This window comes from Pseudomonas sp. FR229a (assembly GCF_030209115.1).
Taxonomy (GTDB): Bacteria; Pseudomonadota; Gammaproteobacteria; order Pseudomonadales; family Pseudomonadaceae; genus Aquipseudomonas; species Aquipseudomonas moraviensis_A.
In genome coordinates, this window is the sequence record NZ_JARVSP010000029.1 from 70,992 (window position 1) to 95,209 (window position 24,218).

Genomic DNA, 24,218 nt, shown 5'->3' on the forward strand with positions numbered 1-24,218 from the left:
CTGCGCCGCAGTTGAAGGTCAATTAGTCCGGCTGACCACCCGGATATCCGTAATCCCTACCCGCTCGGCCTGCTCGAGAACCTGCCCTGGCGTCGAATCCGCCGTGGGCATGACCAGGCTGTTTTCGGCATCGCCCAGATGTAGTTGCAGCAGATGCATCGCCGCGTCGTGCTCGATCAGTTGCGCGTCCTTCAGTTCGAGCAGATAAGTACGAGGCTCGCCGTTGAAACGGTATTCGATGTGATAGGTGTACATGTTGTCGTCCGCGTCGGTGGGAAAAGGCACTGTTTATCCTGACGCGACGGTCAGCTTTTAGTTCAACCTGACTGCCATTTTGCGTTTGCAAACAAACTTTTTGCGCAGCGGAGCGTCCTCTTCTTAACTCTCCATAACAGCTGATCACAGCTAAGGACTGGCAATGACCTTTTTCATCTTCCTCTTGGCCTGCGCGGCGGCGGCAACCACTGGCGTGATGTTCAAACCGGGCCCGTGGTATGAATCGCTGACCAAACCCTCTTTCACCCCGCCCAACTGGGCCTTTCCCGTGGCCTGGACAATCATTTACCTGCTGCTGGCCTGGGCCGGTTATCGCCTGAGCCTGATCCCCGGCAGCCAAACGGTGCTGGCCTTGTGGGCCGCGCAAATCGCTCTGAATACGCTGTGGACGCCGGTGTTCTTCGGCGCGCATCAAGTGCTGGCGGCGCTGGTGATTCTGGCGGTGCTGTGGGTTGTCGTCGCGGTGATGGTCGTGCTCGCCCTGCAACTGGACGTGGTCACCGGGCTGATTCTGTTCCCGTACCTGGCGTGGCTGTGCGTTGCACTGGCGCTGAACTGCTCGATCCTGATGAAAAATCGCCTGTGAGCGATTTTCCCTGGCCGCAAGGCGAGCGCGAGCTGGCGCAGGTGCGCGCGTTCAACAAAAAGCTCGCCTGGCTGCCGCGCTTCAAGGTGCGCAATCGAGTCACCCCACGGCTGATTCAGGCGTTGTTGCGGGCGGGTCAGATCGGCGGCGCTGGCAAGCTGCGCCAGCATGGGCTGACCGCCGACCGGAAGATCATCGACACGGTGCCGGTACGCATCATTCGCCCCAAGGGCAAAGCCAAAGGTGTTGTCGTGGATTTCCACGGTGGCGGCTGGGTGATCGGCAATGCGCAGATGAACGACCCGTTCAACCTCGCTATCGTCAACACCTGCGACGTGGCGGTGGTGTCGGTGGATTATCGGCTGGCGGTGTCGACGCCAATCGAGGGATTGCTGGAAGACTGTCTGCGCGCCACGCGCGGTATCTTGAACGATGCTGAATTCGCCGGATTGCCCGTAGTAGTCGTCGGCGAATCGGCCGGTGGGCATCTGGCGGCGGCCACCCTGCTCGCCCTTGAATCTTCGCCGCAACTGCTGCAACGGATCTGCGGCGCGCTGCTGTATTACGGCGTCTACGACCTGACCGGCACGCCCAGCGTGCGCACCGCACCCGCCGATACTCTGGTGCTCGACGGCCCCGGGATGGTCGAAGCGTTACGCCTGCTTACGCCGGATATCAGCGACGAACAACGACGCCAGCCACCGCTGTCGCCGCTGTATGGCGATTTCAGCGGACTGCCGCCAGCATTGCTGTTTGCCGGTGAGCTCGATCCGCTACTGGATGACACGCGGCTCATCGCCGAGCGCTGGCGACACGCGGCGCCGGTGGAAATGCATGTGCTGCCGGAGTGTCCGCATGGGTTTATTCACTTTCCGACGGCCACTGCTGAACATGTGCTGGCTTACAGTCGGGAGTGGATTTCGGCGCGAGTGGCAAGCTACTCAGTGAAATCCGCCGAGATCAGCCCGGCGCTTTCGTAGCTGCCAATTGCCTGGCGAGCCGTAAAAAACCGAGACAAACAAAAGGCGCCCTCAACGGCGCCTTTTTTTGTTTGCGCTGAGCCCTGCGCGATCGTTCACCCCATCCCCGATTGTGCTTCAAACCGTAAACAGTCTTTACCAGATCCGCGCCTGTTTCCCCCGCCAGCCGCCGCATAGAGTTTGTTCCAGCAGCACACTCAACTCCAGCAAAGGAATATCCCCATGAAAATCTCAATGCTCGTTCTCGCACTTTTTGGCTTCAGCTCGGTGGTCATGGCTCAGGAATCGACTACCACGCCTCCCGTCGAGCAATACACCTACGCCACTCACCTCGACGTCGCCAAAATCATCTCGGAAGATCCCGTGCCGGATGTCTGCGCCGTAGTGCCGGTGCACATGACCTATCAGGATTCCCAAGGCAAGCAGCACATCCTGCAATACGAGGTCATGGGCAGCGGCTGCAGCAACGGCTGATCAAGCCAATACCTCGCACCCCATTGCGTCTCAGAGTGGCTTCGCTGAGACGCAAATGCTTTTACCGCTTCAATCGACAAGTTCCTCAGCAGTGCTCGCCAGCTGCGCGCCAACCCGGGTTTTCAACGTATCGATGAATCGCGTGATCTTCGCATCGACAAACTGGCGAGACGTGTAGACGGCATAAACATTGCGCTCATAGGTGTGGTAATCAGGCAGTACCCGGACCAGCCTGCCGGCACGCAAATCGTCGATCGCCGTGAAGCCTGCCAACAGACCAATCCCCGCCCCTTCGCGAATGGCCACGGCCATTGCATCCATATCATTCACGCTGAAACTCGGCCCGGTCGGGATGAACGTCGCGTCGCCCGCCTTGCTTTTGAGCTGCCATTCATCGCGTACGTAATCCACGGTACCGAGCAGCAGGCATTGATGATCGCAAAGCTGTTCCGGCGTCTCGGGTGCGCCGTGCCGCGCCAGGTATTCCGGGGAGGCCACCAGTACGCAGTGACTGACGCCGATCTTTTGGCTGACATACGCCGAATCCGGTAGCGTGCGCGCGATCAGGATCGACACATCCAACTGATCCTCGAGCAGATTGGGCATGCGCTGGGAGAGCATCAGGTCGACGGTCACTTCTGGGAAGGCCTGGCGATATTCCAGCACCGCGCCGGTCACCAGTTGCCGGGCCAGTCCGGGCACGCAGTGCACGCGTAACGTCCCTCGTGGCTGCAAGGCGGCATTGCTCGCCTCGGCTTCGGCGCTTTCCAGGTCAGCGAGAATCTTCACGCAGCGCTCATAAAACCGCCGGCCCGCGTCGGTCACCGAGAGACGCCGTGTGGAGCGCTGCAACAGGCGGGTGTCGAGCACGTTTTCCAACGCCGAAACCGCACGCGATACGTTACCAACGGTGGAGTCGAGATGGTTGGCCACGGCAGTGAAACTGCCCATCTCGACTACCTTGATGTACACCGACATGTTTGAAAGTTTGTCCATCCTGATCGTCCTGTAGACCTGCAAGCACTGCGGATAACGTCGGATGCTACACGCTCGCTCCTGCGCTCGATATTACCTTCTGGGACAACAATGATTCCCTCGTGGCCGGCTAAATCAAACGGCACGCCTTCCATAGACTGGATTCCACGGGCCGCCTGAACCATTGCGTATAAGGCGCCGCCGAATTCAATCCTCAAACCATGAAGGCGACATCCATGAACACTCCTTACGATCCGCTCTATCTTTTCATCGGCGGTCAATGGCTCACCGCCCATGACCGCGCGACCGCTGCTGTAGTCAATCCGGCAACCGGTGAGGAAATCGGCCAGGTGCCACTCGCTACTGCAGACGACCTGGATCACGCCCTCGAAGTGGCCCGACTGAGCTTCGACCAATGGCGCCAGACCGTGCCGGACCAGCGCGCAAAAATCCTCAAGCGCGCCGCCGACCTGATCCTCGAACGCGCACCGCACATCGCTGCGCAAATGACGCTGGAAGAAGGCAAGCCACTGCGTGAAAGCCTCGATGAAGTAACCCGCGCGGCGGAATATTTCGAGTGGTTCGCCGAAAGCGCACGACGCATCGACGGCCGTGTCGTGCCGGCCAATCGACCGGGGGTACTGCAACTGGTCAAACGCCAGGCGATTGGCCCGGTCGCAGCGTTCACACCGTGGAATTTCCCGGCCATCACCCCGGCGCGCAAGCTCTCGGCAGCGCTGGCCGCCGGTTGCAGTGTGGTGCTCAAGCCCGGCGAGGAAAGCCCTTCCACCGCACTGGCCCTGGCCCGGGCGCTGGACGATGCCGGCCTGCCCAAAGGCGTGCTGCAAGTGGTGTTCGGCGTGCCGGATCAAGTTTCAAGCCATCTGATTGCCTCACCGATCATTCGCAAAGTGACGTTCACCGGTTCGGTGCCAATCGGTCGGCTGTTGTCGGCCCGCGCTGCCGAAGGCGTCAAGCCGATCACCCTGGAACTGGGTGGCCACGGCCCGGTTCTGGTGTTTGCCGACGCCGACATCGAAAAAGCTGCTGTGGAAGGCGTCGCCAATCGCTTTCGCGGCACCGGTCAGGTGTGCATTTCCTCGACTCGCTTCCTGATCCAGCGCGAGGCCTATGCCGAGTTTGTCGAGCACTTCGTCGCGGCCACCCAGGCGTTGAAAATCGGCGATGGCACGGATCCGCAAACCCAGGTCGGGCCGCTGGCCAACCCACGGCAACTGGCGAAGATGGAGCAACTGATCGCCGACGCCGTCGAGAAAGGCGCGCGGGTGCTCGCCGGTGGCGAAGCGTTGCCGGGCGCAGGCTTCTTCTTCCAGCCCACCGTATTGGCCGATGTGCCGATGAATGCGCGAGTCATGCACGAAGAACCCTTTGGCCCCATCGCGATACTGATGCCTTTCGACGAACTGAGCGACGGTTTGCAAGAAGCCAACCGCCTGCCCTACGGCCTCTCGGCCTACGCGTTCACGTCCAATGCGCGCACCGCGATCGACGTGGCCGATGGCCTGGAAGCCGGAATGATCGGCATCAACCAGTACCGCATCGTCGCCACTGAGTTGCCGTTCGGCGGCATGAAGGAAAGCGGCCACGGTTCTGAAGGCGGCATCGAAGGCATCGAGCACTATCTCACCAACAAATTCATCAGCCAGGTTTAAGGGGATTTCCATGTCGACTATCGATTTCAGCAGCCCACGCGAAGCCGCCCGCGCCTTCACCCCGAAACTGGCGCAATTCGTGGACTCAACGCTGTACCCGCAGATCTGGAGCGACCCCGCCTTGTCACCCCGCGAGCGCAGCCTGATCACTGTCGCCGCGCTGATTGCCGGCGGCCACTGCGAAGAATTACCCGCGCACCTGCGCCGTGCCGTCGGCAATGGCGTGAGCCATGAAGAGTTGTCGGCGGCGATCACGCACCTGGCCTTTTACGTCGGTTTCCCGGGCGCCATCACCGCCTCGGCCATCGCCAATGCCACGCTTGCCGACACGGAGCAACGCTGAGATGAAAGCCATCAAGCTGAAAGAATTCGGTTCGGCAGAAGTGCTGCAACTCGGCGAAGCGCCCAACCCTGAAGTACGCCCGACCGACCTGCTGGTGCGTGTCTATGCGGCCGGCGTGAACCGTGCCGACCTGACTCACCGAACCGGCGGCTACGGCCATGCGAACTTCGGCGACTCGTTGATCATCGGCCTGGAGATTGCCGGGGAAGTGCTGGAGACCGGCAGCGAGGTCAGCGGATTCGCCGTCGGCGACAGGGTGATGGGCGTGGTCGGCGGCGGCGCCTACGCCGAACTGGCGCGCATCGACTACCGGATGGCCATGCCGATTCCAGCGCAGCTCGACTATGTGCACGCAGCGGCGATTCCCGAAGTGTTCGTCACTGCCCACGAAGCGATGCTGCACCTGGCCCGACTCAAGTCAGGTGACTCGGTGCTGATCCATGCCGCCGCCGGTGGCGTCGGTTCCGCTGCCGTGCAACTGGCCTACGCTACAGGCGCCACGGTGTACGCGACCACCGAAGGCAGCAAGCTGGCGCGTGTCGAACATCTGGGCGCCGACGTGGCCATCGACTACAAGAGCGAGGATTTCGCCGCAGTCATCGCCGACAAAACCAACGGACGCGGCGTCGACGTGATCATCGACTTCATCGGCGCCCCCTACTTCGCGCGCAATATCGCCTCGCTGGCCCACGGCGGTCGCCTGGTGCAGGTAGGCATTCTTGGCGGCGGCGGCAGGGTCGACATGGAGTTGGAGCACATCCTCTACCGGCACCTGCAAATCATCGGCACGGTGATGAAGTCACGCACTCAGCCGGAGAAGCACGCGATGATCCAGCGCTTTCGCGACCACTGGCTGAAGCGCTTCGCCGGTGCTGCGAGCCTGGAACCGGTGGTGGACAGCACCTTCCCGCTGTCCCGCGCAGCCGATGCCCATCGGCGGATGGAATCTTCGCAGAATGTCGGGAAGATTATTCTGACGATGCAGCCGGAGGATTTGCGCTAAGACAGACGTAAGAAAAGGCCAGTCAGTTGAGCTGACTGGCCTTGGTTTGTCTGACGTTTGCGCTGATCAGCTCACCTTGATCACAACTTTGCCAAACGCCCCTTTCGCCAGATGCTCATAGGCCTCACGCGCCTGTTCAAACGGATACACATGGTCGATCACCGGGCGAATGTCGTGCTCGGCGAGGAACACGTTCATCCGGTCGAACGATGAACGCGGTGCCACCGCAATGCCGCGAATAGTGGTCTGGCGAAAGATCAGCGGCATCAGGTTCAACTCGACGGTCTGCCCTGTCAGAAAGCCAATCTGCGCAATCCGCCCCGAGGCCTTGGTCGCCGCGACTGATTGATTAATGCCGTTGCCTCCCGCCACATCGAGCAGCAGATCCACACCCTTGCCCTCGGTAAGTTTCAGCACCTCGTCCGCCCAGTTCGGCGTGCTGCGGTAGTTGATGCCGGCGACCGCGCCCAGCCGTTTTACCGCGTGCAGATTGTCATCGCTGCTTGAGGTTGCGATGACTTTGGCGCCCAGCGCGGTGGCGATCTGCACGGCGAAGATCGATACGCCGCCGGTGCCCTGCACCAACACGGTCTGGCCCGGTTGAATCGCGCCGAAATCCACCAGCGAGTACCACGCGGTGAGCGCAGCGATTGGCAGCGTCGCCGCCTCTTCATCGCTCATATTGGCCGGCGCGCCAACGGCGCTGTCCTGGTGGATGATCATGTACTCGGCCAAACCGCCCGGCAGCGGCGAACCGAAGCAGTAATCCGGCTCGTTCGGCCCCGGCTCGCCGTCCAGCCAGCGCGAGTACAGATGCGAATTGACCCGGTCGCCGACCTTGAAACGAGTCACACCGTCACCGATGGCGACCACGGTACCGGCGGCATCGCTGACCGGAATCAGCGGTTTCGGCACCAGGTGCGGCTCGTAGATGCCGTCAACGATGGCCTTGTCGCGGAAATTCAGCGATACCGCGCCGACCTTGACCAGCAGCTCGCCAGCCTTGGGCTGCGGCGTTTGCGTCTCGCCCAGTTGCAGATTGTCGAGCCCGAAATCTTTCAGTAACCACGCTTTCATGGTGAGCCTCCAAATACACGTTATTGGCCGCAAACCCTCAGCAGGTTTGCCTTGGGCTTATGATTGGCTTTCACAGCAGCGCAATAAATGCTTGGAAACAGACAGGATTGTTCCATTCTCAGGCAACAAAGCCAGACACTGAAGCTCACCGGGAAAGTCATGGAATTACTGCAATCGATGCGCCTGTTCGCCCGACTCGCGGAGCTGGGCAGTTTCACCAAAGCCGCCGAGTCGCTGGACATCGGCCGGCCGCAGGTCACTCGCTATATTCAGGAACTGGAAACGTCGCTGGGCGTGCGCCTGTTCCAACGCACGACAAGGAAAGTGGCACTCACTGCCGAGGGTGAGCTTTTCTATCAGCGGGTCCAGGAAATTCTGGCCGAGATCACCGCCGCCACCACCATGTTCGATCGCACCGGAGCCACGCTGTCCGGCCGCCTGCGCATCGACATTCCCACGGCGTTCGCGCAGCTGGAATTCATCAAAAGCCTGCGCGAATTCACCGACACCTACCCCGGCATTAACATGGTGCTGGGCGTCACTGATCGCGCGGTTGATCTGGTCGGTGAAGGCATCGACTGTGCGCTGCGCATCGGCGAGCTGCCCGACTCAACCCTGATCGCCCGCCCCATCGCTCTCGCGACCATGGTCACCTGCGCTGCGCCCGAGTATTTGCGCGAGCACGGCACACCGCAGACGCTTGCAGACCTGGCGAACCATCAAGGCGTGAATTTTTTGTCGGGCCAGAACAACCGCACCTTGCCCTGGCAGTTTTCAGTTGAGGGCAAACAGAAAACCTACGTCAGCCGCAAGGGTATTACCGTCACCGAGTCGAACGCCTATGTGCAGTGCGGCGTATCGGGCTTCGGCATTATTCAGGCGCCGGGTATTGCGGTGGCCGAGCATTTGGCCAGTGGTGCGCTGGTGGAAATTCTGCAACCGCTGCGTCCGCTGCCTCGACCGGTTTCGCTGCTGTATCCGAGCCGCACGCATCTGCCGGCGCAGGTGCAAGTGTTCATCGAATGGTTGCAGGTGCGGTTTGTGCAGTTGCACGCAGCATGGGTGCAGGACTGAAGTCGCCCCTCCTCACTCCCAGCCTTGCGCCTCTTCGATAAAATGCAGCACTGCACTGGAGCGCTCATCGATGCGTGAAATCAGCGACAGCTCACTGACCATTTCCGCCTGATTCAGCGGGATGATCCGAATACCCGGCATGCTCAACCGGGTGACTGCCTCAGGCACGATACTCAAGCCGATGCCCGCCGCCACCAGGCCCGGGATGCTCATCAGTGACGGCACGTACATGATGTTCTCGGGATGCAGCTGATTCTGCCGGCATGCCTGCAGTGTATGCGAGGTCAGGCCGATGCCGGCGCTGTCCTGCAACAGCACGAACTTCTCGTGGCGCAGTGTCGCCAGCTCACCGCTGAAGCTGTCCGCCAGTTCATGATTATCAGGGATCAACAAGACCAGCCGTGACTGGCTGAAATGATGGGTGCGCAGACGATCCGGCAAGTGATCCTTGAACACGCGGGCAAATGCCAGATCGAGCTTGTGATCAAGCAACATGTCGAACTGCGCGCGGATCCCGGCATCCACCAGCGACACTTTGACTTCAGGGAATGTGCTGAAGTAATGCCGCAGCAATTGCGGCAGGTTGGCCTCGAACAAAGCCGAGTGATAACCGATGTTGATTTCGCCTACCTCACCGCGCCGTGCACGTCGCGCGGCAGCCGTCGCCCGTTCACTGGCCTCTATGGACTGCCGCGCGTGTGGCAGGAATGCCTCGCCGGCGGCCGTCAACACCACGCTACGGTTTTCCCGGCGGAACAATGCCAGCCCCAATTCAGCTTCCAGCGTACGCATCAATTGGCTCAGCGCCGGTTGCGCGATGTCCAGTTGTTCGGCTGCCCGGCTGAAATGCTGAAGCTCGGCGGCGACCACGAAGGCCTTGAGATGACGCAATTCCATTTCAATGATCCATAAGGCTGGCTTATCTATTTATCGTGATTTCGATAATTATTCTCTAGAGCGAATGGGCTACTGTCTACTGACTTCGACGATCTGCCCAGGCCGGCGCTGAGCGCAATCGTACGGGGACCCCGTAACCAATAAAAATAATGACGAGCCCCTCAATGAGCACAATCAGTCACGAGACTCATGATTTGCGCATGCCTCGCAAAGCGGTGACCGCTGCGACCATCGGCACTGCGCTGGAATGGTTTGACTTCACCCTGTACGGCGCGGTGTCGGCAACCATCCTGCCCAAGTTGTTTTTCCCGGCCATGGAGCCGACAGCCGGGCTGCTGGCATCGCTTGCCACATTCGGCGTCGGACTCGCCGCCCGACCGCTGGGCGCGATTACCTGTGGCTACCTCGGCGACAAACTGGGCCGGCGCAACCTGATGCTCGCCACGGTCACCCTGATGGGATTGGCGTCGGTGCTGATGGGGCTGTTGCCCACCTATGCGCAAGTGGGGATTCTCGCGCCGATTCTGTTGGTGCTGCTGCGCAGCATCCAGGGCTTTGCGCTTGGTGGTGAATCCACCGGGGCGCAACTGATGGCGCTGGAACATGCCACGCCCGATCGTCGCGGGCGCTATTCCGGGCTGCTGGGGTTGTGTTCACCGCTGAGTCAAATATTGGCCAACGGCGTGCTGATGGGTCTGGCTGCCACCCTCTCAAGCGAACAGTTTGAAAGTTTCGGCTGGAGGATTCCTTTCCTGCTGAGCTTCGTGCTGGTGATCGTCGCGATCTATATCCGCCTGAAGGTCGATGAAACCCCGGCCTTCGTCGCGTTGAAGAAGAACCCGGTCAAACAGGAAAGAAGCCCGCTCAAATCGGCCATGGGCAGCCACTACAAGACCATCCTGCGTCTGATGCTGTTCTTCTGCTCGCCCGCGGCGCTGTTCTACCTGATCGTGATTTTTTCCCTCAGCTACCTGACCAAGCACCTCGGTTTCAGCCAGTCGACAGGCTTCATGTCGCTGATGGTCGCCAACGTGTTCGCGATTGTCGGGGCGTTGGCCGGTGGCTATCTGTCTGATCGCTGGGGGCGCAAGAAAGCGCTGGCGTTCGGCTCGTGCATGACCCTGCTGATCCTGTTCGTCTACTTCCCGATTCTCAACACGCTGAACGTCGCCGCCATCATGGCAATCATGGGTCTGTTCCTCGGTTTCACCCAGTTTCAAAGCGGCATCCAGCCAGTGGCGTTTGCCGAAGCCTTTCCCACCCAGGTGCGCTATTCAGGCTCAGCTCTCGCCTATACCGGCGCCAACCTGGTGATCGGCGGCCCGATGCCAATGATTGCCGTGTGGCTGATGAGCCAGTCCGACAATTCGCCATGGCCTCTGGTGACGCTGTGCGCGGTGATCAATCTGATTTCGCTGGCGATGATCCTCATCGGCCCGGAAACCCGCGGCATCGACCTGAACGCCGTGACGCCAGACAACGCCGACACAACGGCCACACCCGCCCTCTCTCCAAATAACGCTGCAGGACGACCATGAACCGCACAGTCTTTATCCTCAACGGCCCGAATCTGAATCTATTGGGTCGCCGTGAGCCGCATATTTACGGGCACACCACCCTCGAGCAGATTCGTCTGAGCAGTGAGCGACTGGCCGAGGAACTTGATCTGCTCTGCGTCTTTCGCCAGACCAACCATGAAGGCGTGATGGTCGACTGGATTCAGGAAGCTTTCGAACAAGGCGCAGCAGTGATCATCAACCCGGCCGGTCTGTCGTTTCATTCCATCCCGGTTCTAGATGCGCTGAAGTTGCTCAGCACACCGCTGATCGAACTGCATCTGTCGAACATCCACGCACGGGATGAATTGCATCGCCACTCGATCATGTCCGGGGTGGTCAATGCCGTGATCTGCGGCATGGGCGCCGACGGTTATGCGCTGGCGATACGGGCGGTCGATGACTTGTTGCGTCGATAGAAAGCGCGCTGGGCTCGTTCAGTGAACGCTGACGAGCCCCCCTTCAGCGCAACAGAATCAGGCAAATCGCCAACAGGATCCGCCTAACGCCAACACCACCCTGCCCCCTAATCTGAACCCATGCAGAACACACCTCTGCAAACGGGTTAACCAGATGCTGATCTGAACGACCCGGACCTCAATCTCGATTTGACCGGAGTCACCGCCATGAAAACTGTAAGCCAACTGATCGCCGTCGCCACTTTCGCCCTCAGCGCCAGCGCATTCGCCGTACCGAGCAATCAGGAAGATCGTTTCTTTACCCAGGTCATCGAGCCACAGCAGACTGTTGCCGCCGACGGTTCAGACCGCACCCCACTGGGTGAGGCACTCGCCGCTGACGGATCGGACCGCACCCCGGGTCGTCGCGCAGCCTAAGCGCGTGAAGCTGAAACAGGAAAAGTTCTGCGGGTTTGAAACCTGCAGGACTTTTCCGCTTTTTGGGACCAGCGCTGAACCACTTGATCGCAACCAAATTGATAGGAACAGGCAATACTTCGATCCGATTCGGCATCGTCCGCCAGCGATATCCGCCCTAGCATGGCCTCTCTCATCGCCTGCAGGAGTAAAGATCCATGAAGACCCTTTTCATCACTGGTGTCAGCAGCGGCTTCGGCCAAGCGCTGGCCGCGGAAGCACTCGCCCAGGGCCATCGCGTGATCGGCACAGTACGCAGTGAATCCGCGCTGGCAGACTTCGAGGCGCTGTCGCCCGAGCGCGCACATGGCGTGCTGCTGGACGTCACCGATTTCGCTGCCATCGATGCGGTGGTTGCGGCGGTGGAGGATCGTCACGGCCCGGTGGATGTGCTGGTCAATAACGCAGGTTACGGTCATGAGGGGATTTTCGAAGAGTCCTCACTGGAGGAAATGCGCCGGCAGTTCGACGTCAACGTGTTTGGCGCAGTGGCGGTGACCAAGGCATTCGTCCCATATTTTCGCCAGCGCCGTGCGGGACATATCCTCAATATCACCTCCATGGGCGGCCATATCACCATGCCGGGGATCGCCTATTATTGCGGCAGCAAATTTGCCCTGGAGGGCATCTCCGACACCTTGAGCAAGGAGCTTGCGCCCTTCAATATTTTTGTCACCGCCGTAGCGCCGGGGTCATTTCGCACCGACTGGGCAGGCCGTTCGATGCAGCGCACGCCGCGCAGTATCAGTGATTACGACGCAAGCTTCGATCCGGTGCGCAAGGCCCGCGAGGAGAAAAACGGCCGCCAACTGGGCGATCCGCAGAAAGCTGCACGCGCCATGCTGACGGTAATCGACAGTCCAAACCCGCCGGCTCACGTGCTGCTTGGCAGTGATGCTCTGGCCTTGGTGCGTGACAAGTTGCAGCAGACGGCGGAGAGTATTGAGCAATGGGAAGACCTTAGCCGCTCGACGGATGGCTGAAGGCACGAAGATCAAGAGCCCCTCACCCCAGCCCTCTCCCGGAGGGAGAGGGAGCCGATCACGGGTGGATTCAAATCCTGAGCCTGCCTCGACGATTTCCGCAGGGCTTATTGCGCCAGAACAGCGCGGTCAGCATTCGGCGCGATTTTTCAGGTCGGCATATCCCGACCAAACACCACGGTCAGTCCCCTCTCCCTCTGGGAGAGGGCTAGGGTGAGGGCTCTGTCTGACACCCCGCCAATTAGCCAGACAGGTTCAAACGCGCCTTTTCACAAGAGGAGACCCACAACCCATGCCGAAACCGAAAGACCCGCTCACAACACGCATGGTCGAGTTGATGAGCCAGCTCGCCCCGCTGGAAGGCTACAACCTCAGCCCGCTGGACGATGTGCGTTTCCTGCGTTCCAACCGTCCGCTGACACGCACGCCGGTGTTGTACGAACCGGGCATCATCATCCTCTGTCAGGGGCGTAAACGCGGTTATCTCGGCGATGAAGTCTACGTCTACGACGCTCAGCATTATCTGGTGGTGTCAGTGCCGGTACCCTTCACCATGGAAACCGACGCCAGCGAAGCCGAGCCGATGCTCGCGGTGTACGTGCGTCTGGATTTCGCTCTGGCCGGCGAGCTGATCCAGCAAGTGGATGAGCTGTGGGATTTCCCCACGTCCCAGCCGATGGGCATGTACGCCTCGCCGCTCGACGAACCGCTACGCCAATCGACCCTGCGCTTTCTTCAAGTGATGAGCAACGATGCCGACGCGCGAATCCTCGGCCCGGCGATGCTGCGTGAGCTCTACTACCGCATCCTCACCGGCGAACAGGGCGGCACCCTGCGCGCCGCCATCGCCCAGCAAGGCCAGTTCGGCAAAGTGACCCGTGCCATCCACAAGATTCACAGTTGCTATCACCAGCATCTGGACGTAGAAGCCTTGGCGGAAGAGGCGCAGATGAGCGTGCCGAATTTTCATCTGCACTTTCGCAAGGTCACCGACTCCTCGCCGATGCAGTACCTGAAGTCGACGCGATTGCACCAGGCGCGATTGCTGATGCTGCGCAATGACCTGACTGCGGCAAAATCGGCATTTCTGGTCGGTTACGAAAGTGCCTCGCAATTCAGCCGTGACTTCAAACGCCTCTTCGGCCGCACACCGCTAGCGGAAGTGGCGTGGATGAAACATGCCTATGCGCTGCCGGCACCGGCGACTGCGTCGCCGTTTGTGTCTTCGCATTGACTTCACCCGCGTCTTGAACACACAGAAATCCACATTGAAGGGAAGAAAGTGAATCTGAGAGCTGAGATTGAAAACGCATTTGGACCCCAGGCATTCGCCCGCCCGCTTTTCTATTCCTGCCCGGAGGATTGCGTTTCGAACTCTCCGAAACGGGCGGAATGATCGAGCAATTTTTGACCGCTATGCGCAAATCCATAACCATCTGCGGCGACATTTTCCAGGGGGACGCATCGTTTGTCGCATGCCTGCGCATTCATTCCGGTCGCAATCGATTCGCCCATCGCAGCACTCTTCGCTCCCTTAAATCTGCTGGGATCGATGATCGTTTCACTGATAGCCAATGCATCCTCATCCGTTGCGATTTGTATTTGAATACTCATCAAATGGCTCCTTGCTTGTCAGTTCCATGTACCGCGCACTTATCGCAGCAAATTCGCAAAATATGCCTGTCCGCTATTTGCCTCCGAGGCTTCCTCCACCATCGACACTGATCACCTGCCCAGTCACGAACGAAGCTTGTGCACTCAGCAGGAAAGTAATGAGCGAGGCAACTTCGGCGGGCGTTCCCAATCTTTGCATCGGAATGGTAGAGATTATTTGCCGCTCGCCGTCACTTCCCACCGGGCGGGTTTTGCGAAAAAGCTCGGTGTCGATAGGGCCTGGCGCGACGGCATTGACGGTGATGCCCGTCGGCGCCAATTCAAGCGCCCATGTACGAGTGATACCGACCAAAGCGCTTTTTGCAGCAGCGTAAGCCGTTCTGTCGCGGGCGCCATAAATGGCACGGCTACACACATTGACGATGCGTCCAGCAGCAGACCGTTTTAGGGACGGCAAGCAAGCCTGGGTAACTTGCACGGAGGCTCTGACATTCAAATCAAAGACTTTTTGCAGCGTTTCCAGATCGAGCGTTTCGAGGCTTTGCGCAGTCGCAACGCCTGCGTTATTGACCACGGCATCAATCGGTGTCTGCTCCAAGAGAGTCCCGAGCATCTCGCCTGTCTGTTGGACGTCGCTTAAATCCGCGAGCAATAGCTTCCCGGGAAAATCATCAATCGGATGCCGGGCAATACCGACCACGTTCCACCCCGCTTGGTGCAACTGGGTACTGAGCGCGAAACCAATGCCTTTGGTTGCACCTGTTATCAGTGCGGTTCGACAGTTGCTCATTATCAGCTTCTCCTCATCGACTCGAAACCTATTGATAGCACAGTCGACTCCACCCTTGCTCAGCGGTACGACGGCTATAGTCCCCGGCTACATCCGATGCTGCTCCAACAAGAAATCCACAAACAACCGCACCCGTACCGGCATCGCCGCGCCGCCGACGAACACCGCATGAATCGGTTCCTCATCACCGGCGTTCCAGGCCTGCAGCAGCGGGATCAGCGTGCCGCGCTGCAAGTCTTCCCTGACGCTGAACTCGCCAATGCGCGCAATGCCGGCGCCGAGTCTGGCGAACTGGGCGAGTGCTTCACCGCTGCTGCATTCGATGTTGCCGCTGACCTTCAGGGCAAACTCCTTGCCGTCGCGGATGAACGGCCAGTTGGCTTCGGCGCGGCGGAAGTTGAAGCGCAGGCAGTTGTGCTTGAGCAGGTCTTCCGGTTCGACAGGCGTGCCCTGGCGTTGCAGATAGTCGGGCGATGCCACCACGACCTGGCCGGTGTGGCCGAGCCGGCGGGCAGTGAGTGGGCTGTCGGGCAGACGGCCGAAGCGGATGGCGACGTCCGCCTGGCCGGCGAGGATGTCGACCACTTCGTCGCCGAGGCTGAGGTCGACAACGATGTTCGGGTAGCGGGCGGTGAAAGCTGTGATCAAAGGCACGATGGCCATCCGTCCATGGACAAGGGCGGCACTGACGCGCAAGCGGCCCTTGGGAACGCCCTGATCGGTGATGGCCTCTTCGACTTCGTCCATGTCGGCCAGAATCCGCCGGGCACCGCGCAGGAACGCCTCACCCTCGGCGGTAAAAGTCAGCGCGCGGGTGGTGCGCAGCAACAGGCGAGTTCCGAGTCGCTGTTCGGCGCGGGCGATGATCCGACTGACCGCCGAAGGCGTTAGGCCCAACGCGCGCGCGGCCGCTGAAAGGCTGCCCTCCTGCGCCACGGTGACGAACACGCTCATTTCCCCTGATCTGCCGTTGAAGTCCATTCGTGCCTCTTACGCAAAGGTGATTGCCAAAATCGCCATCTACCGCCTGAAAACGATGGATCGTAGCATTGGCGGCATAGATGAGGAGACTTTCCATGCGTATCAATCCACCCCTTGTTGCACTCGCCGTCGGCGCCTTTGGCATCGGCGTCACCGAATTCGCGCCGATGGGCATGTTGCCCGGCATCGCGGCCGATCTAGGCGTTTCCATTCCGGCTGCGGGGTTGCTGGTCAGCGCTTATGCCTTGGGCGTACTGCTCGGCGCGCCGCTGATGACCCTGACCACCGGCAAAATTCCCCGGCGCTATCTGCTGATTGGCCTGATGGCGATTTTCACCCTGGGTAATCTGATGTCGGCGCTGGCCACCGATTACTACAGCCTGATGGTCGCCCGAGTGATCACTTCGCTCAATCACGGCGCATTCTTTGGGGTTGGCTCTGTGGTCGCCGCCAGCGTGGTCGCGCCGGAAAAACGTGCCGGCGCCGTGGCTGCGATGTTCATGGGCCTGACCCTGGCGACCATTGGCGGTGTGCCGCTGGCGGCTTGGTTTGGCGAATTGTTCGGCTGGCGCACAGCGTTCTGGGGCATCACTGGTCTCGGTGTGCTGACCATGATCGCCTTGTGGTTCGCCCTGCCCAATCTGAAAGCAGAGCAAGGCGCGGGGGCGCTGGCGGAAATTCGTGTATTGGGCCGAGGTCCGGTGTTGGCCGCACTGGCCCTGACCGTGGTCGGTTCAAGTGCGATGTTCACGGTATTTACCTACATCGCGCCGATCCTCAGCAGCGAGACCCACGCCTCCGCCGCGTTCATCACGGCGATGCTGGTGCTGTTCGGAATCGGTTTGACCTTGGGCAATATGTGGGGCGGCAAGGCTGCCGACCGTTCGATCGATCGCACCCTGATCGTGTCGCTGAGCGCATTGATTGTGGTGTTGCTGGCGTTCACTGTGCTGATGCGCTTGCCACTGCCGGCCGCCGTGGCCATTCTGATCTGGGGCATCGCCAGCTTCGCCCTGGTGCCACCGCTGCAAATGCGCGTGATGGACGCGGCCAAGGACGCGCCCAATCTGGCTTCGGCGGTGAACATCGGTGCATTCAACTTCGGCAACGCCATCGGCGCAGCACTGGGCGGCGCGGTGATCAACGCAGGCCTGGGTTACCCGGCGATTTCCCTCGCCGGCGCGGCGATGGCCGGTCTGGGCCTGCTGATGGTACTGGCGTTCGCCTGGCGCTCCAGAGCCAGTGCCGCTGCGCTGGCGTGAGCCATTCGCAGTGCTACGCCCCGCCCTGTTGATACTCGCGGGGCGTGCAGCCGAACTCGCGACGGAACACCGTGTGCAGGTACTGCGCCGATTTGAAGCCGCAGGCCTGGGCAATGTCGGCAATCGCCGCATCGGTATTCTTCAAGCCGCTGGTGGCCGCTGCGAGTTTGAAACGCAGAATCTCGTCATGCACGCTGCAACCGCGCTCGGCGCGGAAATGCGCTTCCAGCGACGAGCGCGACACGCCGACATACGCCGCCACTTGCGCGGTCTTGATGCCCTGACAGGCATATTGACGGATGAACAACAGCGCTTGCATGACGTAGGGATTGCCCAGCGGTTGGTGCAGACTCGATACCTGTACGTTGACCGCGTCCGGTGGAATCAGGATTTGCGTGCCGGTGGACGGCATGCCGTGGAGCATCTGGTGCAGCAACTGCGCGGCGGTGCGGCCCATGGTTTCGGTGCCCTGAATCACCGAACTCAGCGGCACGCGAGTCAGGCTGCGGGTCAGCGGGTCGTTGTCGATGCCGATCAGCGCGACCTGCTCGGGCACGGCAATGCCGGCGGTCAGGCAGGCTTGCAACAATTGCCGGGCGCGGGCGTCGCTGACGGCGATGATGCCGATCGGTTTGGGCAGGCTGTGCAGCCAGGCGATCAGTTGTTCGACGGCGCTGTCCCACAGCGGTGCGCTGGTGCCCATGCCGCGATAGATCTCGGCGTGCAGGCCGTCGCGCTGCATCAGTTTGCGGAAGGCTTTTTCCCGCTCCTGCGCCCAGCGATTGGCCTGCGCCTGCGGCAGACTGAAACAGGCAAAGCGCTGCAACCCCGCCTCGACCAGATGCGAGTACGCCAGAGTGATCAATGCGTTGTTGTCAGTGGCGACGTAGGGAATCGCTTTCGGATAGGCGCGCGCATCTTCGTAGGAGCCGCCCACCGCCACCACCGGCAAGTGAATGTCGGCCAGCGCCTCGCCGATCAGCGGATCGTCAAAGTCGGCAATGATGCCGTCACCCTGCCAGCGCTCGATGCCCTTCAAGCGGCAGAGAAAATCCTCTTCCAGAAACAAGTCCCAGGAAGCGCGGGTGCTGCTCAGGTAGTTGCCGATGCCGCTGATGATCCCACGGTCATAGATCTTGCTGCCGTTGAACAACAGGGCGATGCGGTGCACGGGCGGTAGGCTTTTCATTCAGGATCCGGAGTTTGCGTCAGGCCATTCGCGAGCAGGCTCGCTCCCACGGTTTTATGAACGACACACATTCAGTGTGGGAGCGAGCCTGCTCGCGAAAGCGGTCTCAAATTTTTTTGTACTGTTCCGGGCCGCCTTGTCGCGGCGACGATGGACACAGCCTATGCGCGAAGCCGCCGAAGCTCAATACGCAAAATCGCACTCGCTGTTGAGGCTTTTCATAATCAGCAGGCACGGGGCCGTTGCTAGTATCGAGACACCGCCAAGAACAACAAGGACAAGGTCAATGCAGTATTTCCCCAATATCGAGCCGGTTCGCTACGAAGGCCCGAACAGTGATTCGCCCCTCGCTTTCCGTCACTACGACGCCGACAAACTGATCCTCGGCAAACCGATGCGCGAACACCTGCGCATGGCCGCCTGCTACTGGCACACCTTCGTCTGGCCGGGCTCCGATGTGTTCGGCGCCGGCACCTTCAAACGCCCATGGCATGGCAGCGGCGAGCCGATGCAACTGGCGATCGGCAAGGCTGAGGCGGCGTTCGAGTTTTTCAGCAAACTGGGCATCGATTACTACTGCTTTCATGACACGGACGTCGCCCCCGAGGGCAACTCGCTGAAGGAGTACCGCGAACACTTCGCGCAAATGGTCGATCGCCTCGAACAGCATCAGGAACAGAGTGGCATCAAGCTGCTCTGGGGCACCGCCAACTGCTTCAGCAACCCACGCTTTGCTGCCGGTGCCGCGAGCAATCCGGATCCGGAAGTGTTCGCCTGCGCCGCCGCGCAAGTGTTCAGCGCGATGAACGCGACCCATCGCCTCAAGGGTTCCAACTACGTTCTGTGGGGTGGCCGCGAAGGCTACGAAACCCTGCTCAACACCGACCTGAAACGCGAGCGCGAACAACTCGGGCGCTTCATGCGCATGGTGGTCGAGCACAAGCACAAGATCGGTTTCACCGGTGACCTGTTGATCGAGCCCAAGCCGCAGGAGCCGACCAAGCACCAGTACGATTACGACAGCGCCACCGTATTCGGCTTTCTCCAGCAGTACGGTCTGGAAAAGGAAATCAAGGTCAACATCGAAGCCAACCACGCGACCCTGGCCGGTCACAGCTTTCATCACGAAATCGCCACCGCCGCCTCCCTGGGGATCTTCGGCAGCATCGACGCCAACCGGGGCGATCCGCAGAACGGCTGGGACACCGACCAGTTCCCCAACAGCGTCGAGGAAATGACCCTGGCGACCTATGAAATCCTCAAGGCCGGCGGGTTCAAGAATGGCGGCTTCAATTTCGACTCCAAGGTGCGCCGGCAGAGCCTCGACGAGATCGACCTGTTCCACGGCCACGTCGGTGCCATGGACGTCCTCGCCCTGTCGCTGGAACGCGCCGCTGCGATGATTGAGAACGATCAACTGCAAACCCTGAAGGATCAACGCTACGCGGGCTGGCGTCAGCCGTTCGGGCAAGCGGTCATGGCGGGCGACTTCAATCTCGAGTCGCTGGCCGAGCACGCGTTCACCAACGAGTTGAACCCGCAAGCCGTCAGTGGCCGTCAGGAAATGCTGGAAAACATCGTCAATCGCTACCTCTATCGCTGATCGCCAAGGAGCGCTGCCGACGCCACGACGCTGTGACAATTGCACGACAATTCTGTGCCTGCGGCGTCGGCAGATTCTCTACAGTTCTACCAGCCCGATTCATCGTCAGGCCGTGTCTTTCCAACAAAAATAAAAGGACGCACCACCATGAAGAACTTGAAACGTACGCTGTTGGCCAGTGCCCTGGCGTTGTTGGCCCTGCCGGTAATGGCTGACGCTACCCACCCGAAAATCGGTTTCTCCATTGATGACCTGCGTCTGGAACGCTGGTCGCGCGATCGCGATTACTTCGTCGCGGCGGCGGAAAAAATGGACGCCAAGGTCTTTGTACAATCAGCCGATGCCAACGAGCAGAAGCAGATTTCGCAGATCGAAAACCTTATCTCTCGCGGCGTCGATGTAATCGTCATCGTGCCGTTCAACGCCACTGTGTTGACCAACGCCGTGGCCGAGGCGAAGAAAGCCGGGATCAAAGTCGTGTCCTATGACCGGCTGATCCTCAACGCCGACGTCGACGCCTACATTTCCTTCGATAACGAAAAGGTCGGTGAGATGCAGGCCGGTGGCGTGCTGAAAGCCGCGCCCAAGGGCAATTACTTTCTGTTAGGTGGTGCGCCCACCGACAACAACGCCAAGATCCTCCGTGAAGGCCAGATGAAAGTGCTGCAACCGGCCATCGACAAGGGCGATATCAAGATCGTCGGCCAACAGTGGGTCAAGGAGTGGAACCCGACCGAAGCGCTGAGCGTCGTTGAAAACGCCCTGACCCGGAACAACAACAAAATCGACGGCATCGTCGCCTCCAACGACGCCACCGCCGGCGGCGCGATTCAGGCACTGGCCGCGCAGCAACTGGCCGGCAAAGTGCCGATTTCCGGTCAGGACGCCGACCTCGCAGCCGTCAAACGGGTGATCGCCGGCACACAAACCATGACCGTGTACAAGCCGCTGAAACTCATCGCTTCCGAGGCAGCCAAGCTCTCCGTGCAACTGGCGCGCAACGAGAAACCGGCCTACACCTCGCAGTACGACAACGGCAGCAAAAAAGTCGACACCATCCTGCTCACGCCAACCCCGCTGACCAAGGACAACATCGACTTGCTCGAACAGGACGGTTTCTACACCAAGGCGCAGATCGCCGGGCAGTGATCCGGACGGTTTGTCCGAAACCCTTGTAGGAGTGAGCCTGCTCGCGATGGCGGCGGGTCAGCCAGCCGTGCAGTATCTGAACTGACGCTATCGCGAGCAGGCTCACTCCTACAGGTCTGGTGTTTGAGTCCTTGGTATACGAGCCTTTTCCATGTCCGACTATCTGCTGCAAATGAACGGCATCGTCAAAACCTTCGGCGGTGTCAAAGCGCTCAACGGCATCGACATCAAGGTCAGGCCCGGTGAATGCGTGGGCCTGTGTGGCGAGAATGGCGCTGGCAAGTCGACGCTGATGAAGATCCTCTCGGCGGTCTATCCCCATGGCACCTGGGACGGTGAAATCCTCTGGGACGGGCAACCGCTCAGGGCGCAATCGATCAGCGAAACCGAAGCCGCCGGCATCGTCATCATTCATCAGGAACTGACCTTGGTTCCCGACCTGTCGGTGGCCGAAAATATCTTCATGGGCCATGAGCTGACGCTGCCCGGTGGGCGCATGAACTACCCGGCGATGATCCACCGTGCCGAAGCCTTGATGCGTGAGCTGAAAGTGCCGGACATGAACGTCTCGCTACCGGTTTCGCAATACGGCGGCGGTTATCAGCAACTGGTGGAAATCGCCAAGGCCCTGAACAAACAGGCGCGTCTGCTGATCCTCGATGAGCCTTCCTCGGCCTTGAGCCGTTCGGAAATCGAGGTGCTGCTGGACATCATCCGCGACCTTAAGGCCAAGGGCGTCGCTTGCGTCTACATCTCGCACAAGCTCGATGAAGTTGCCGCGGTGTGCGACACCATTTCGGTGATCCGCGACGGCAAACACATCGCCACCACCGCCATGGCCGACATGGACATCCCGCAGATCATCACGCAAATGGTCGGCCGCGAAATGAGCAACCTTTATCCCAGCGAGCCGCACGAGATTGGCGAAGTGATTTTCGAGGCGCGCCACATTACCTGCTACGACGTCGACAACCCCAGGCGCAAACGGGTCGACGACATTTCCTTCAGCCTCAAACGCGGCGAGATTCTCGGCATTGCCGGGCTGGTCGGCGCCGGCCGGACCGAACTGGTCACCGCACTGTTCGGCGCCTATCCCGGTCGTCACGAAGGCGAAGTCTGGCTGCACGGCCAACCGATCGACACACGCACGCCGCTCAAGGCGATCCGCGCCGGCCTGTGCCTGGTGCCCGAGGATCGTAAGCGCCAGGGCATCATTCCCGACCTCGGTGTCGGCCAGAACATCACCCTCGCCGTACTCGAAAGCTATTCGAAAATGACCCGCATCGATGCCGAAGCCGAACTGGGCTGCATCGACCGGGAAATCTCCCGCCTGCATCTGAAGACCGCAAGTCCGTCCCTGCCGATCACCAGTTTGTCGGGCGGTAACCAGCAGAAAGCCGTACTCGCCAAGATGCTCCTGGCGAAACCGCGCGTGCTGATTCTCGACGAACCGACCCGAGGCGTGGACGTCGGCGCCAAGTATGAGATCTACAAGTTGATGGGCGCGCTCGCCGCTGAGGGCGTGTCGATCATCATGGTTTCGTCGGAACTGGCCGAAGTGCTCGGCGTGTCCGACCGCGTGCTGGTGATCGGCGAAGGCCAGTTGCGCGGCGATTTCGTCAACCATGAACTGACCCAGGAACAGGTGCTCGCCGCCGCCCTCAGCCAGCCGGGCAGCCATAACAATAATGATCGGAAAACCGCGTAAATGAATCAGGTCAAACAACTGTTCACCCGCTACAAGATGCTCGCGCTGGTATTTGCCGTGGTGCTGATCTGGCTGTTCTTCAGCTGGCAGACCGAGGGCGGTTTCCTCACCCCGCGCAACCTCTCCAACCTGCTGCGGCAGATGTCGATTACCGGAATTCTCGCTTGCGGCATGGTGCTGGTGATCATCAGCGGCGAGATCGATTTGTCGGTCGGCTCATTGCTCGGCCTGCTCGGTGGACTCGCGGCGATCCTCGACGTGGTCTATCACATTCCGCTGCTGGCGAATCTGAGTCTGGTTGCCCTGTGCGGGTTGGTCATCGGGCTTGCCAACGGCTACATGGCTGCGTATCTGCGCATACCGTCATTTATCGTCGGCCTCGGTGGCATGCTCGCGTTTCGCGGCATTCTGCTGGGGATCACCGGCGGCACTACCATCGCCCCGGTATCGCCGGAGCTGGTCTATGTCGGCCAGGGTTATCTGCCCCACGCGATCGGCACCGGCCTGGGTGTGCTGCTGTTCGTGCTGACGATTTTTCTGACCTGGAAACAACGGCGCAATCGTGCCCTGCATGGCCTGGCCGCGCATTCACTGGTGCGTGATGTTGTGCGCGTGCTGGTGATCGGCGCGGTGCTCGCTGGTTTCGTCCAGACCCTCAACAGCTATGACGGCATTCCGGTGCCGGTCCTGCTGTTGCTGATTCTGCTAGGCGTGTTCAGCTACGTCACCAGCCAGACCGTGTTCGGCCGCCGGGTCTATTCGGTCGGCAGCAACATGGAAGCGACGCGCCTGTCCGGGATCAATGTGCAAGCGGTCAAGCTGTGGATCTTCGGCATCATGGGCGTGATGTGCGCCCTCGCTGGCGTGGTCAACACCGCACGCCTCGCGGCCGGCTCACCGTCGGCCGGGAGCATGGGCGAACTCGACGCCATCGCCGCCTGCTTCATCGGCGGCACCTCCATGCGCGGCGGCTCCGGCACCGTCTACGGCGCCCTCCTCGGCGCATTGGTGATCACCAGCCTGGATAACGGCATGTCGATGCTCGACGTCGACAGTTACTGGCAGATGATCGTCAAGGGCAGCATTCTGGTGCTGGCGGTCTGGGTGGATGTGAGCACGCGCACGGCGCGGCGTTGAAACGTTGCAGGTG

Annotated in this window: 25 protein-coding genes; 18 read left to right on the top strand and 7 right to left on the bottom strand. The window is 60.4% G+C overall.

What is annotated here, in order from left to right; all coding sequences use genetic code 11:
* Window positions 1-18: 18 nt before the first annotated feature.
* Window positions 19-285 carry a DUF6555 family protein gene (locus QRN33_RS22840; RefSeq protein WP_285410257.1) on the bottom strand — a complete coding sequence of 89 codons (267 nt, stop codon included), beginning with the start codon at window positions 283-285 and terminating at the stop codon, window positions 19-21.
* A 133-nt stretch (window positions 286-418) separates the two neighbouring features.
* Here QRN33_RS22840 and tspO point away from each other — a divergent pair, with 133 nt between their 5' ends.
* The 3 genes from tspO to QRN33_RS22855 all read left to right on the top strand — a co-directional run bounded on the left by tspO (window position 419) and on the right by QRN33_RS22855 (window position 2,316).
* Window positions 419-862 (top strand): tryptophan-rich sensory protein TspO, encoded by a 444-nt coding sequence (gene tspO, locus QRN33_RS22845; protein WP_039758892.1) that lies wholly within the window; start codon window positions 419-421, stop codon window positions 860-862.
* A complete protein-coding gene (locus QRN33_RS22850) occupies window positions 859-1,842 on the top strand; it encodes an alpha/beta hydrolase (protein WP_285410259.1) in 984 nt (327 codons plus the stop codon). The genes tspO and QRN33_RS22850 overlap by 4 nt, the downstream gene beginning before the upstream one ends.
* 222 nt (window positions 1,843-2,064) lie before the next feature.
* A complete protein-coding gene (locus QRN33_RS22855) occupies window positions 2,065-2,316 on the top strand; it encodes a DUF2790 domain-containing protein (RefSeq protein ID WP_042610225.1) in 252 nt (83 codons plus the stop codon).
* 69 nt (window positions 2,317-2,385) lie between these two features.
* On the opposite strand, the gene QRN33_RS22860 is transcribed toward QRN33_RS22855, so the two are convergent.
* Complete coding sequence (locus QRN33_RS22860; protein ID WP_064361881.1) at window positions 2,386-3,312, bottom strand: LysR family transcriptional regulator; 927 nt, start codon at window positions 3,310-3,312, stop codon at window positions 2,386-2,388.
* Between the two features lie 215 nt (window positions 3,313-3,527).
* Between QRN33_RS22860 and QRN33_RS22865 the strand changes: the two genes are divergently transcribed.
* The 3 genes from QRN33_RS22865 to QRN33_RS22875 are packed head-to-tail and all read left to right on the top strand — an operon-like array spanning window position 3,528 to window position 6,310.
* A complete protein-coding gene (locus tag QRN33_RS22865) occupies window positions 3,528-4,964 on the top strand; it encodes an NAD-dependent succinate-semialdehyde dehydrogenase (RefSeq protein ID WP_285410260.1) in 1,437 nt (478 codons plus the stop codon).
* Between the two features lie 10 nt (window positions 4,965-4,974).
* Window positions 4,975-5,307, top strand: a complete 333-nt coding sequence (locus QRN33_RS22870; RefSeq protein ID WP_217850152.1) for a carboxymuconolactone decarboxylase family protein — start codon at window positions 4,975-4,977, stop codon at window positions 5,305-5,307.
* A 1-nt stretch (window position 5,308) separates the two neighbouring features.
* Window positions 5,309-6,310, top strand: coding sequence for an NAD(P)H-quinone oxidoreductase (locus QRN33_RS22875; protein ID WP_285410261.1), 1,002 nt, complete (start codon window positions 5,309-5,311; stop codon window positions 6,308-6,310).
* A gap of 66 nt (window positions 6,311-6,376) precedes the next feature.
* Here the strand turns inward: QRN33_RS22875 and QRN33_RS22880 are convergent, their stop codons facing one another.
* Window positions 6,377-7,387: a zinc-dependent alcohol dehydrogenase family protein gene (locus QRN33_RS22880; RefSeq protein ID WP_064361885.1), complete on the bottom strand. Its 1,011-nt coding sequence runs from the start codon at window positions 7,385-7,387 to the stop codon at window positions 6,377-6,379.
* Between the two features lie 159 nt (window positions 7,388-7,546).
* On the opposite strand from QRN33_RS22880, the gene QRN33_RS22885 reads away from it, so the two are divergent.
* Window positions 7,547-8,461, top strand: a complete 915-nt coding sequence (locus QRN33_RS22885; RefSeq protein ID WP_064361886.1) for a LysR family transcriptional regulator — start codon at window positions 7,547-7,549, stop codon at window positions 8,459-8,461.
* 12 nt (window positions 8,462-8,473) lie between these two features.
* Here the strand turns inward: QRN33_RS22885 and QRN33_RS22890 are convergent, their stop codons facing one another.
* The gene (locus QRN33_RS22890; RefSeq protein WP_064361887.1) at window positions 8,474-9,358 is read right to left on the bottom strand and encodes a LysR family transcriptional regulator; all 885 of its coding nucleotides are present in this window, start codon (window positions 9,356-9,358) and stop codon (window positions 8,474-8,476) included.
* A gap of 164 nt (window positions 9,359-9,522) precedes the next feature.
* Between QRN33_RS22890 and QRN33_RS22895 the strand changes: the two genes are divergently transcribed.
* The 6 genes from QRN33_RS22895 (at window position 9,523) to QRN33_RS26780 (ending at window position 14,497) form a co-directional block, all read left to right on the top strand.
* A complete protein-coding gene (locus tag QRN33_RS22895; RefSeq protein ID WP_285410263.1) occupies window positions 9,523-10,896 on the top strand; it encodes an MFS transporter in 1,374 nt (457 codons plus the stop codon).
* The gene (locus QRN33_RS22900) at window positions 10,893-11,333 is read left to right on the top strand and encodes a type II 3-dehydroquinate dehydratase (protein ID WP_252874380.1); all 441 of its coding nucleotides are present in this window, start codon (window positions 10,893-10,895) and stop codon (window positions 11,331-11,333) included. The genes QRN33_RS22895 and QRN33_RS22900 overlap by 4 nt, the downstream gene beginning before the upstream one ends.
* A 207-nt stretch (window positions 11,334-11,540) precedes the next feature.
* The gene (locus QRN33_RS22905; protein WP_285410265.1) at window positions 11,541-11,750 is read left to right on the top strand and encodes a hypothetical protein; all 210 of its coding nucleotides are present in this window, start codon (window positions 11,541-11,543) and stop codon (window positions 11,748-11,750) included.
* Between the two features lie 197 nt (window positions 11,751-11,947).
* Window positions 11,948-12,772, top strand: a complete 825-nt coding sequence (locus QRN33_RS22910; RefSeq protein ID WP_285410266.1) for an oxidoreductase — start codon at window positions 11,948-11,950, stop codon at window positions 12,770-12,772.
* 292 nt (window positions 12,773-13,064) lie between these two features.
* Window positions 13,065-14,006 (top strand): AraC family transcriptional regulator, encoded by a 942-nt coding sequence (locus tag QRN33_RS22915; RefSeq protein ID WP_285410268.1) that lies wholly within the window; start codon window positions 13,065-13,067, stop codon window positions 14,004-14,006.
* 158 nt (window positions 14,007-14,164) lie between these two features.
* Window positions 14,165-14,497, top strand: a complete 333-nt coding sequence (locus QRN33_RS26780) for a hypothetical protein (RefSeq protein ID WP_502945020.1) — start codon at window positions 14,165-14,167, stop codon at window positions 14,495-14,497.
* Here the strand turns inward: QRN33_RS26780 and QRN33_RS22925 are convergent.
* Window positions 14,460-15,176, bottom strand: coding sequence for an SDR family oxidoreductase (locus tag QRN33_RS22925; protein WP_285410271.1), 717 nt, complete (start codon window positions 15,174-15,176; stop codon window positions 14,460-14,462). The two genes, QRN33_RS26780 and QRN33_RS22925, sit on opposite strands and share 38 nt — an antisense overlap.
* Window positions 15,177-15,263: 87 nt before the next feature.
* Entirely contained in the window at window positions 15,264-16,157 is an 894-nt protein-coding gene (locus tag QRN33_RS22930) for a LysR family transcriptional regulator (protein ID WP_285410272.1), read from the bottom strand.
* Window positions 16,158-16,252: 95 nt separating this feature from the next.
* On the opposite strand from QRN33_RS22930, the gene QRN33_RS22935 reads away from it, so the two are divergent.
* Window positions 16,253-17,419, top strand: a complete 1,167-nt coding sequence (locus QRN33_RS22935) for an MFS transporter (protein ID WP_285410273.1) — start codon at window positions 16,253-16,255, stop codon at window positions 17,417-17,419.
* Between the two features lie 13 nt (window positions 17,420-17,432).
* Here the strand turns inward: QRN33_RS22935 and QRN33_RS22940 are convergent, their stop codons facing one another.
* Window positions 17,433-18,608: a XylR family transcriptional regulator gene (locus QRN33_RS22940; RefSeq protein WP_042610203.1), complete on the bottom strand. Its 1,176-nt coding sequence runs from the start codon at window positions 18,606-18,608 to the stop codon at window positions 17,433-17,435.
* 286 nt (window positions 18,609-18,894) lie between these two features.
* Here QRN33_RS22940 and xylA point away from each other — a divergent pair, with 286 nt between their 5' ends.
* The 4 genes from xylA (at window position 18,895) to QRN33_RS22960 (ending at window position 24,205) form a co-directional block, all read left to right on the top strand.
* Complete coding sequence (xylA, locus tag QRN33_RS22945; protein WP_285410276.1) at window positions 18,895-20,211, top strand: xylose isomerase; 1,317 nt, start codon at window positions 18,895-18,897, stop codon at window positions 20,209-20,211.
* A gap of 147 nt (window positions 20,212-20,358) precedes the next feature.
* Window positions 20,359-21,360: a D-xylose ABC transporter substrate-binding protein gene (xylF, locus tag QRN33_RS22950; protein WP_285410277.1), complete on the top strand. Its 1,002-nt coding sequence runs from the start codon at window positions 20,359-20,361 to the stop codon at window positions 21,358-21,360.
* A 151-nt stretch (window positions 21,361-21,511) separates the two neighbouring features.
* Entirely contained in the window at window positions 21,512-23,068 is a 1,557-nt protein-coding gene (gene xylG, locus QRN33_RS22955) for a D-xylose ABC transporter ATP-binding protein (protein ID WP_252874374.1), read from the top strand.
* The gene (locus QRN33_RS22960) at window positions 23,069-24,205 is read left to right on the top strand and encodes a sugar ABC transporter permease (RefSeq protein WP_042610199.1); all 1,137 of its coding nucleotides are present in this window, start codon (window positions 23,069-23,071) and stop codon (window positions 24,203-24,205) included.
* Window positions 24,206-24,218: the final 13 nt, after the last annotated feature.

Coding starts and splice junctions, on each gene's coding strand:
- QRN33_RS22960 (WP_042610199.1), top strand. CDS start 23,069: ATGAATCAGGTCAAACAACTGTTCACCCGCTACAAGATGCTCGCGCTG.
- QRN33_RS22875 (WP_285410261.1), top strand. CDS start 5,309: ATGAAAGCCATCAAGCTGAAAGAATTCGGTTCGGCAGAAGTGCTGCAA.
- QRN33_RS22865 (WP_285410260.1), top strand. CDS start 3,528: ATGAACACTCCTTACGATCCGCTCTATCTTTTCATCGGCGGTCAATGG.
- QRN33_RS22870 (WP_217850152.1), top strand. CDS start 4,975: ATGTCGACTATCGATTTCAGCAGCCCACGCGAAGCCGCCCGCGCCTTC.
- xylF (WP_285410277.1), top strand. CDS start 20,359: ATGAAGAACTTGAAACGTACGCTGTTGGCCAGTGCCCTGGCGTTGTTG.
- QRN33_RS22860 (WP_064361881.1), bottom strand. CDS start 3,312: ATGGACAAACTTTCAAACATGTCGGTGTACATCAAGGTAGTCGAGATG.
- QRN33_RS22855 (WP_042610225.1), top strand. CDS start 2,065: ATGAAAATCTCAATGCTCGTTCTCGCACTTTTTGGCTTCAGCTCGGTG.
- xylA (WP_285410276.1), top strand. CDS start 18,895: ATGCAGTATTTCCCCAATATCGAGCCGGTTCGCTACGAAGGCCCGAAC.
- QRN33_RS26780 (WP_502945020.1), top strand. CDS start 14,165: ATGATCGAGCAATTTTTGACCGCTATGCGCAAATCCATAACCATCTGC.
- tspO (WP_039758892.1), top strand. CDS start 419: ATGACCTTTTTCATCTTCCTCTTGGCCTGCGCGGCGGCGGCAACCACT.
- QRN33_RS22915 (WP_285410268.1), top strand. CDS start 13,065: ATGCCGAAACCGAAAGACCCGCTCACAACACGCATGGTCGAGTTGATG.
- QRN33_RS22885 (WP_064361886.1), top strand. CDS start 7,547: ATGGAATTACTGCAATCGATGCGCCTGTTCGCCCGACTCGCGGAGCTG.
- QRN33_RS22900 (WP_252874380.1), top strand. CDS start 10,893: ATGAACCGCACAGTCTTTATCCTCAACGGCCCGAATCTGAATCTATTG.
- QRN33_RS22940 (WP_042610203.1), bottom strand. CDS start 18,608: ATGAAAAGCCTACCGCCCGTGCACCGCATCGCCCTGTTGTTCAACGGC.
- QRN33_RS22910 (WP_285410266.1), top strand. CDS start 11,948: ATGAAGACCCTTTTCATCACTGGTGTCAGCAGCGGCTTCGGCCAAGCG.
- QRN33_RS22935 (WP_285410273.1), top strand. CDS start 16,253: ATGCGTATCAATCCACCCCTTGTTGCACTCGCCGTCGGCGCCTTTGGC.
- QRN33_RS22890 (WP_064361887.1), bottom strand. CDS start 9,358: ATGGAATTGCGTCATCTCAAGGCCTTCGTGGTCGCCGCCGAGCTTCAG.
- xylG (WP_252874374.1), top strand. CDS start 21,512: ATGTCCGACTATCTGCTGCAAATGAACGGCATCGTCAAAACCTTCGGC.
- QRN33_RS22895 (WP_285410263.1), top strand. CDS start 9,523: ATGAGCACAATCAGTCACGAGACTCATGATTTGCGCATGCCTCGCAAA.
- QRN33_RS22930 (WP_285410272.1), bottom strand. CDS start 16,157: ATGGACTTCAACGGCAGATCAGGGGAAATGAGCGTGTTCGTCACCGTG.
- QRN33_RS22925 (WP_285410271.1), bottom strand. CDS start 15,176: ATGAGCAACTGTCGAACCGCACTGATAACAGGTGCAACCAAAGGCATT.
- QRN33_RS22905 (WP_285410265.1), top strand. CDS start 11,541: ATGAAAACTGTAAGCCAACTGATCGCCGTCGCCACTTTCGCCCTCAGC.
- QRN33_RS22880 (WP_064361885.1), bottom strand. CDS start 7,387: ATGAAAGCGTGGTTACTGAAAGATTTCGGGCTCGACAATCTGCAACTG.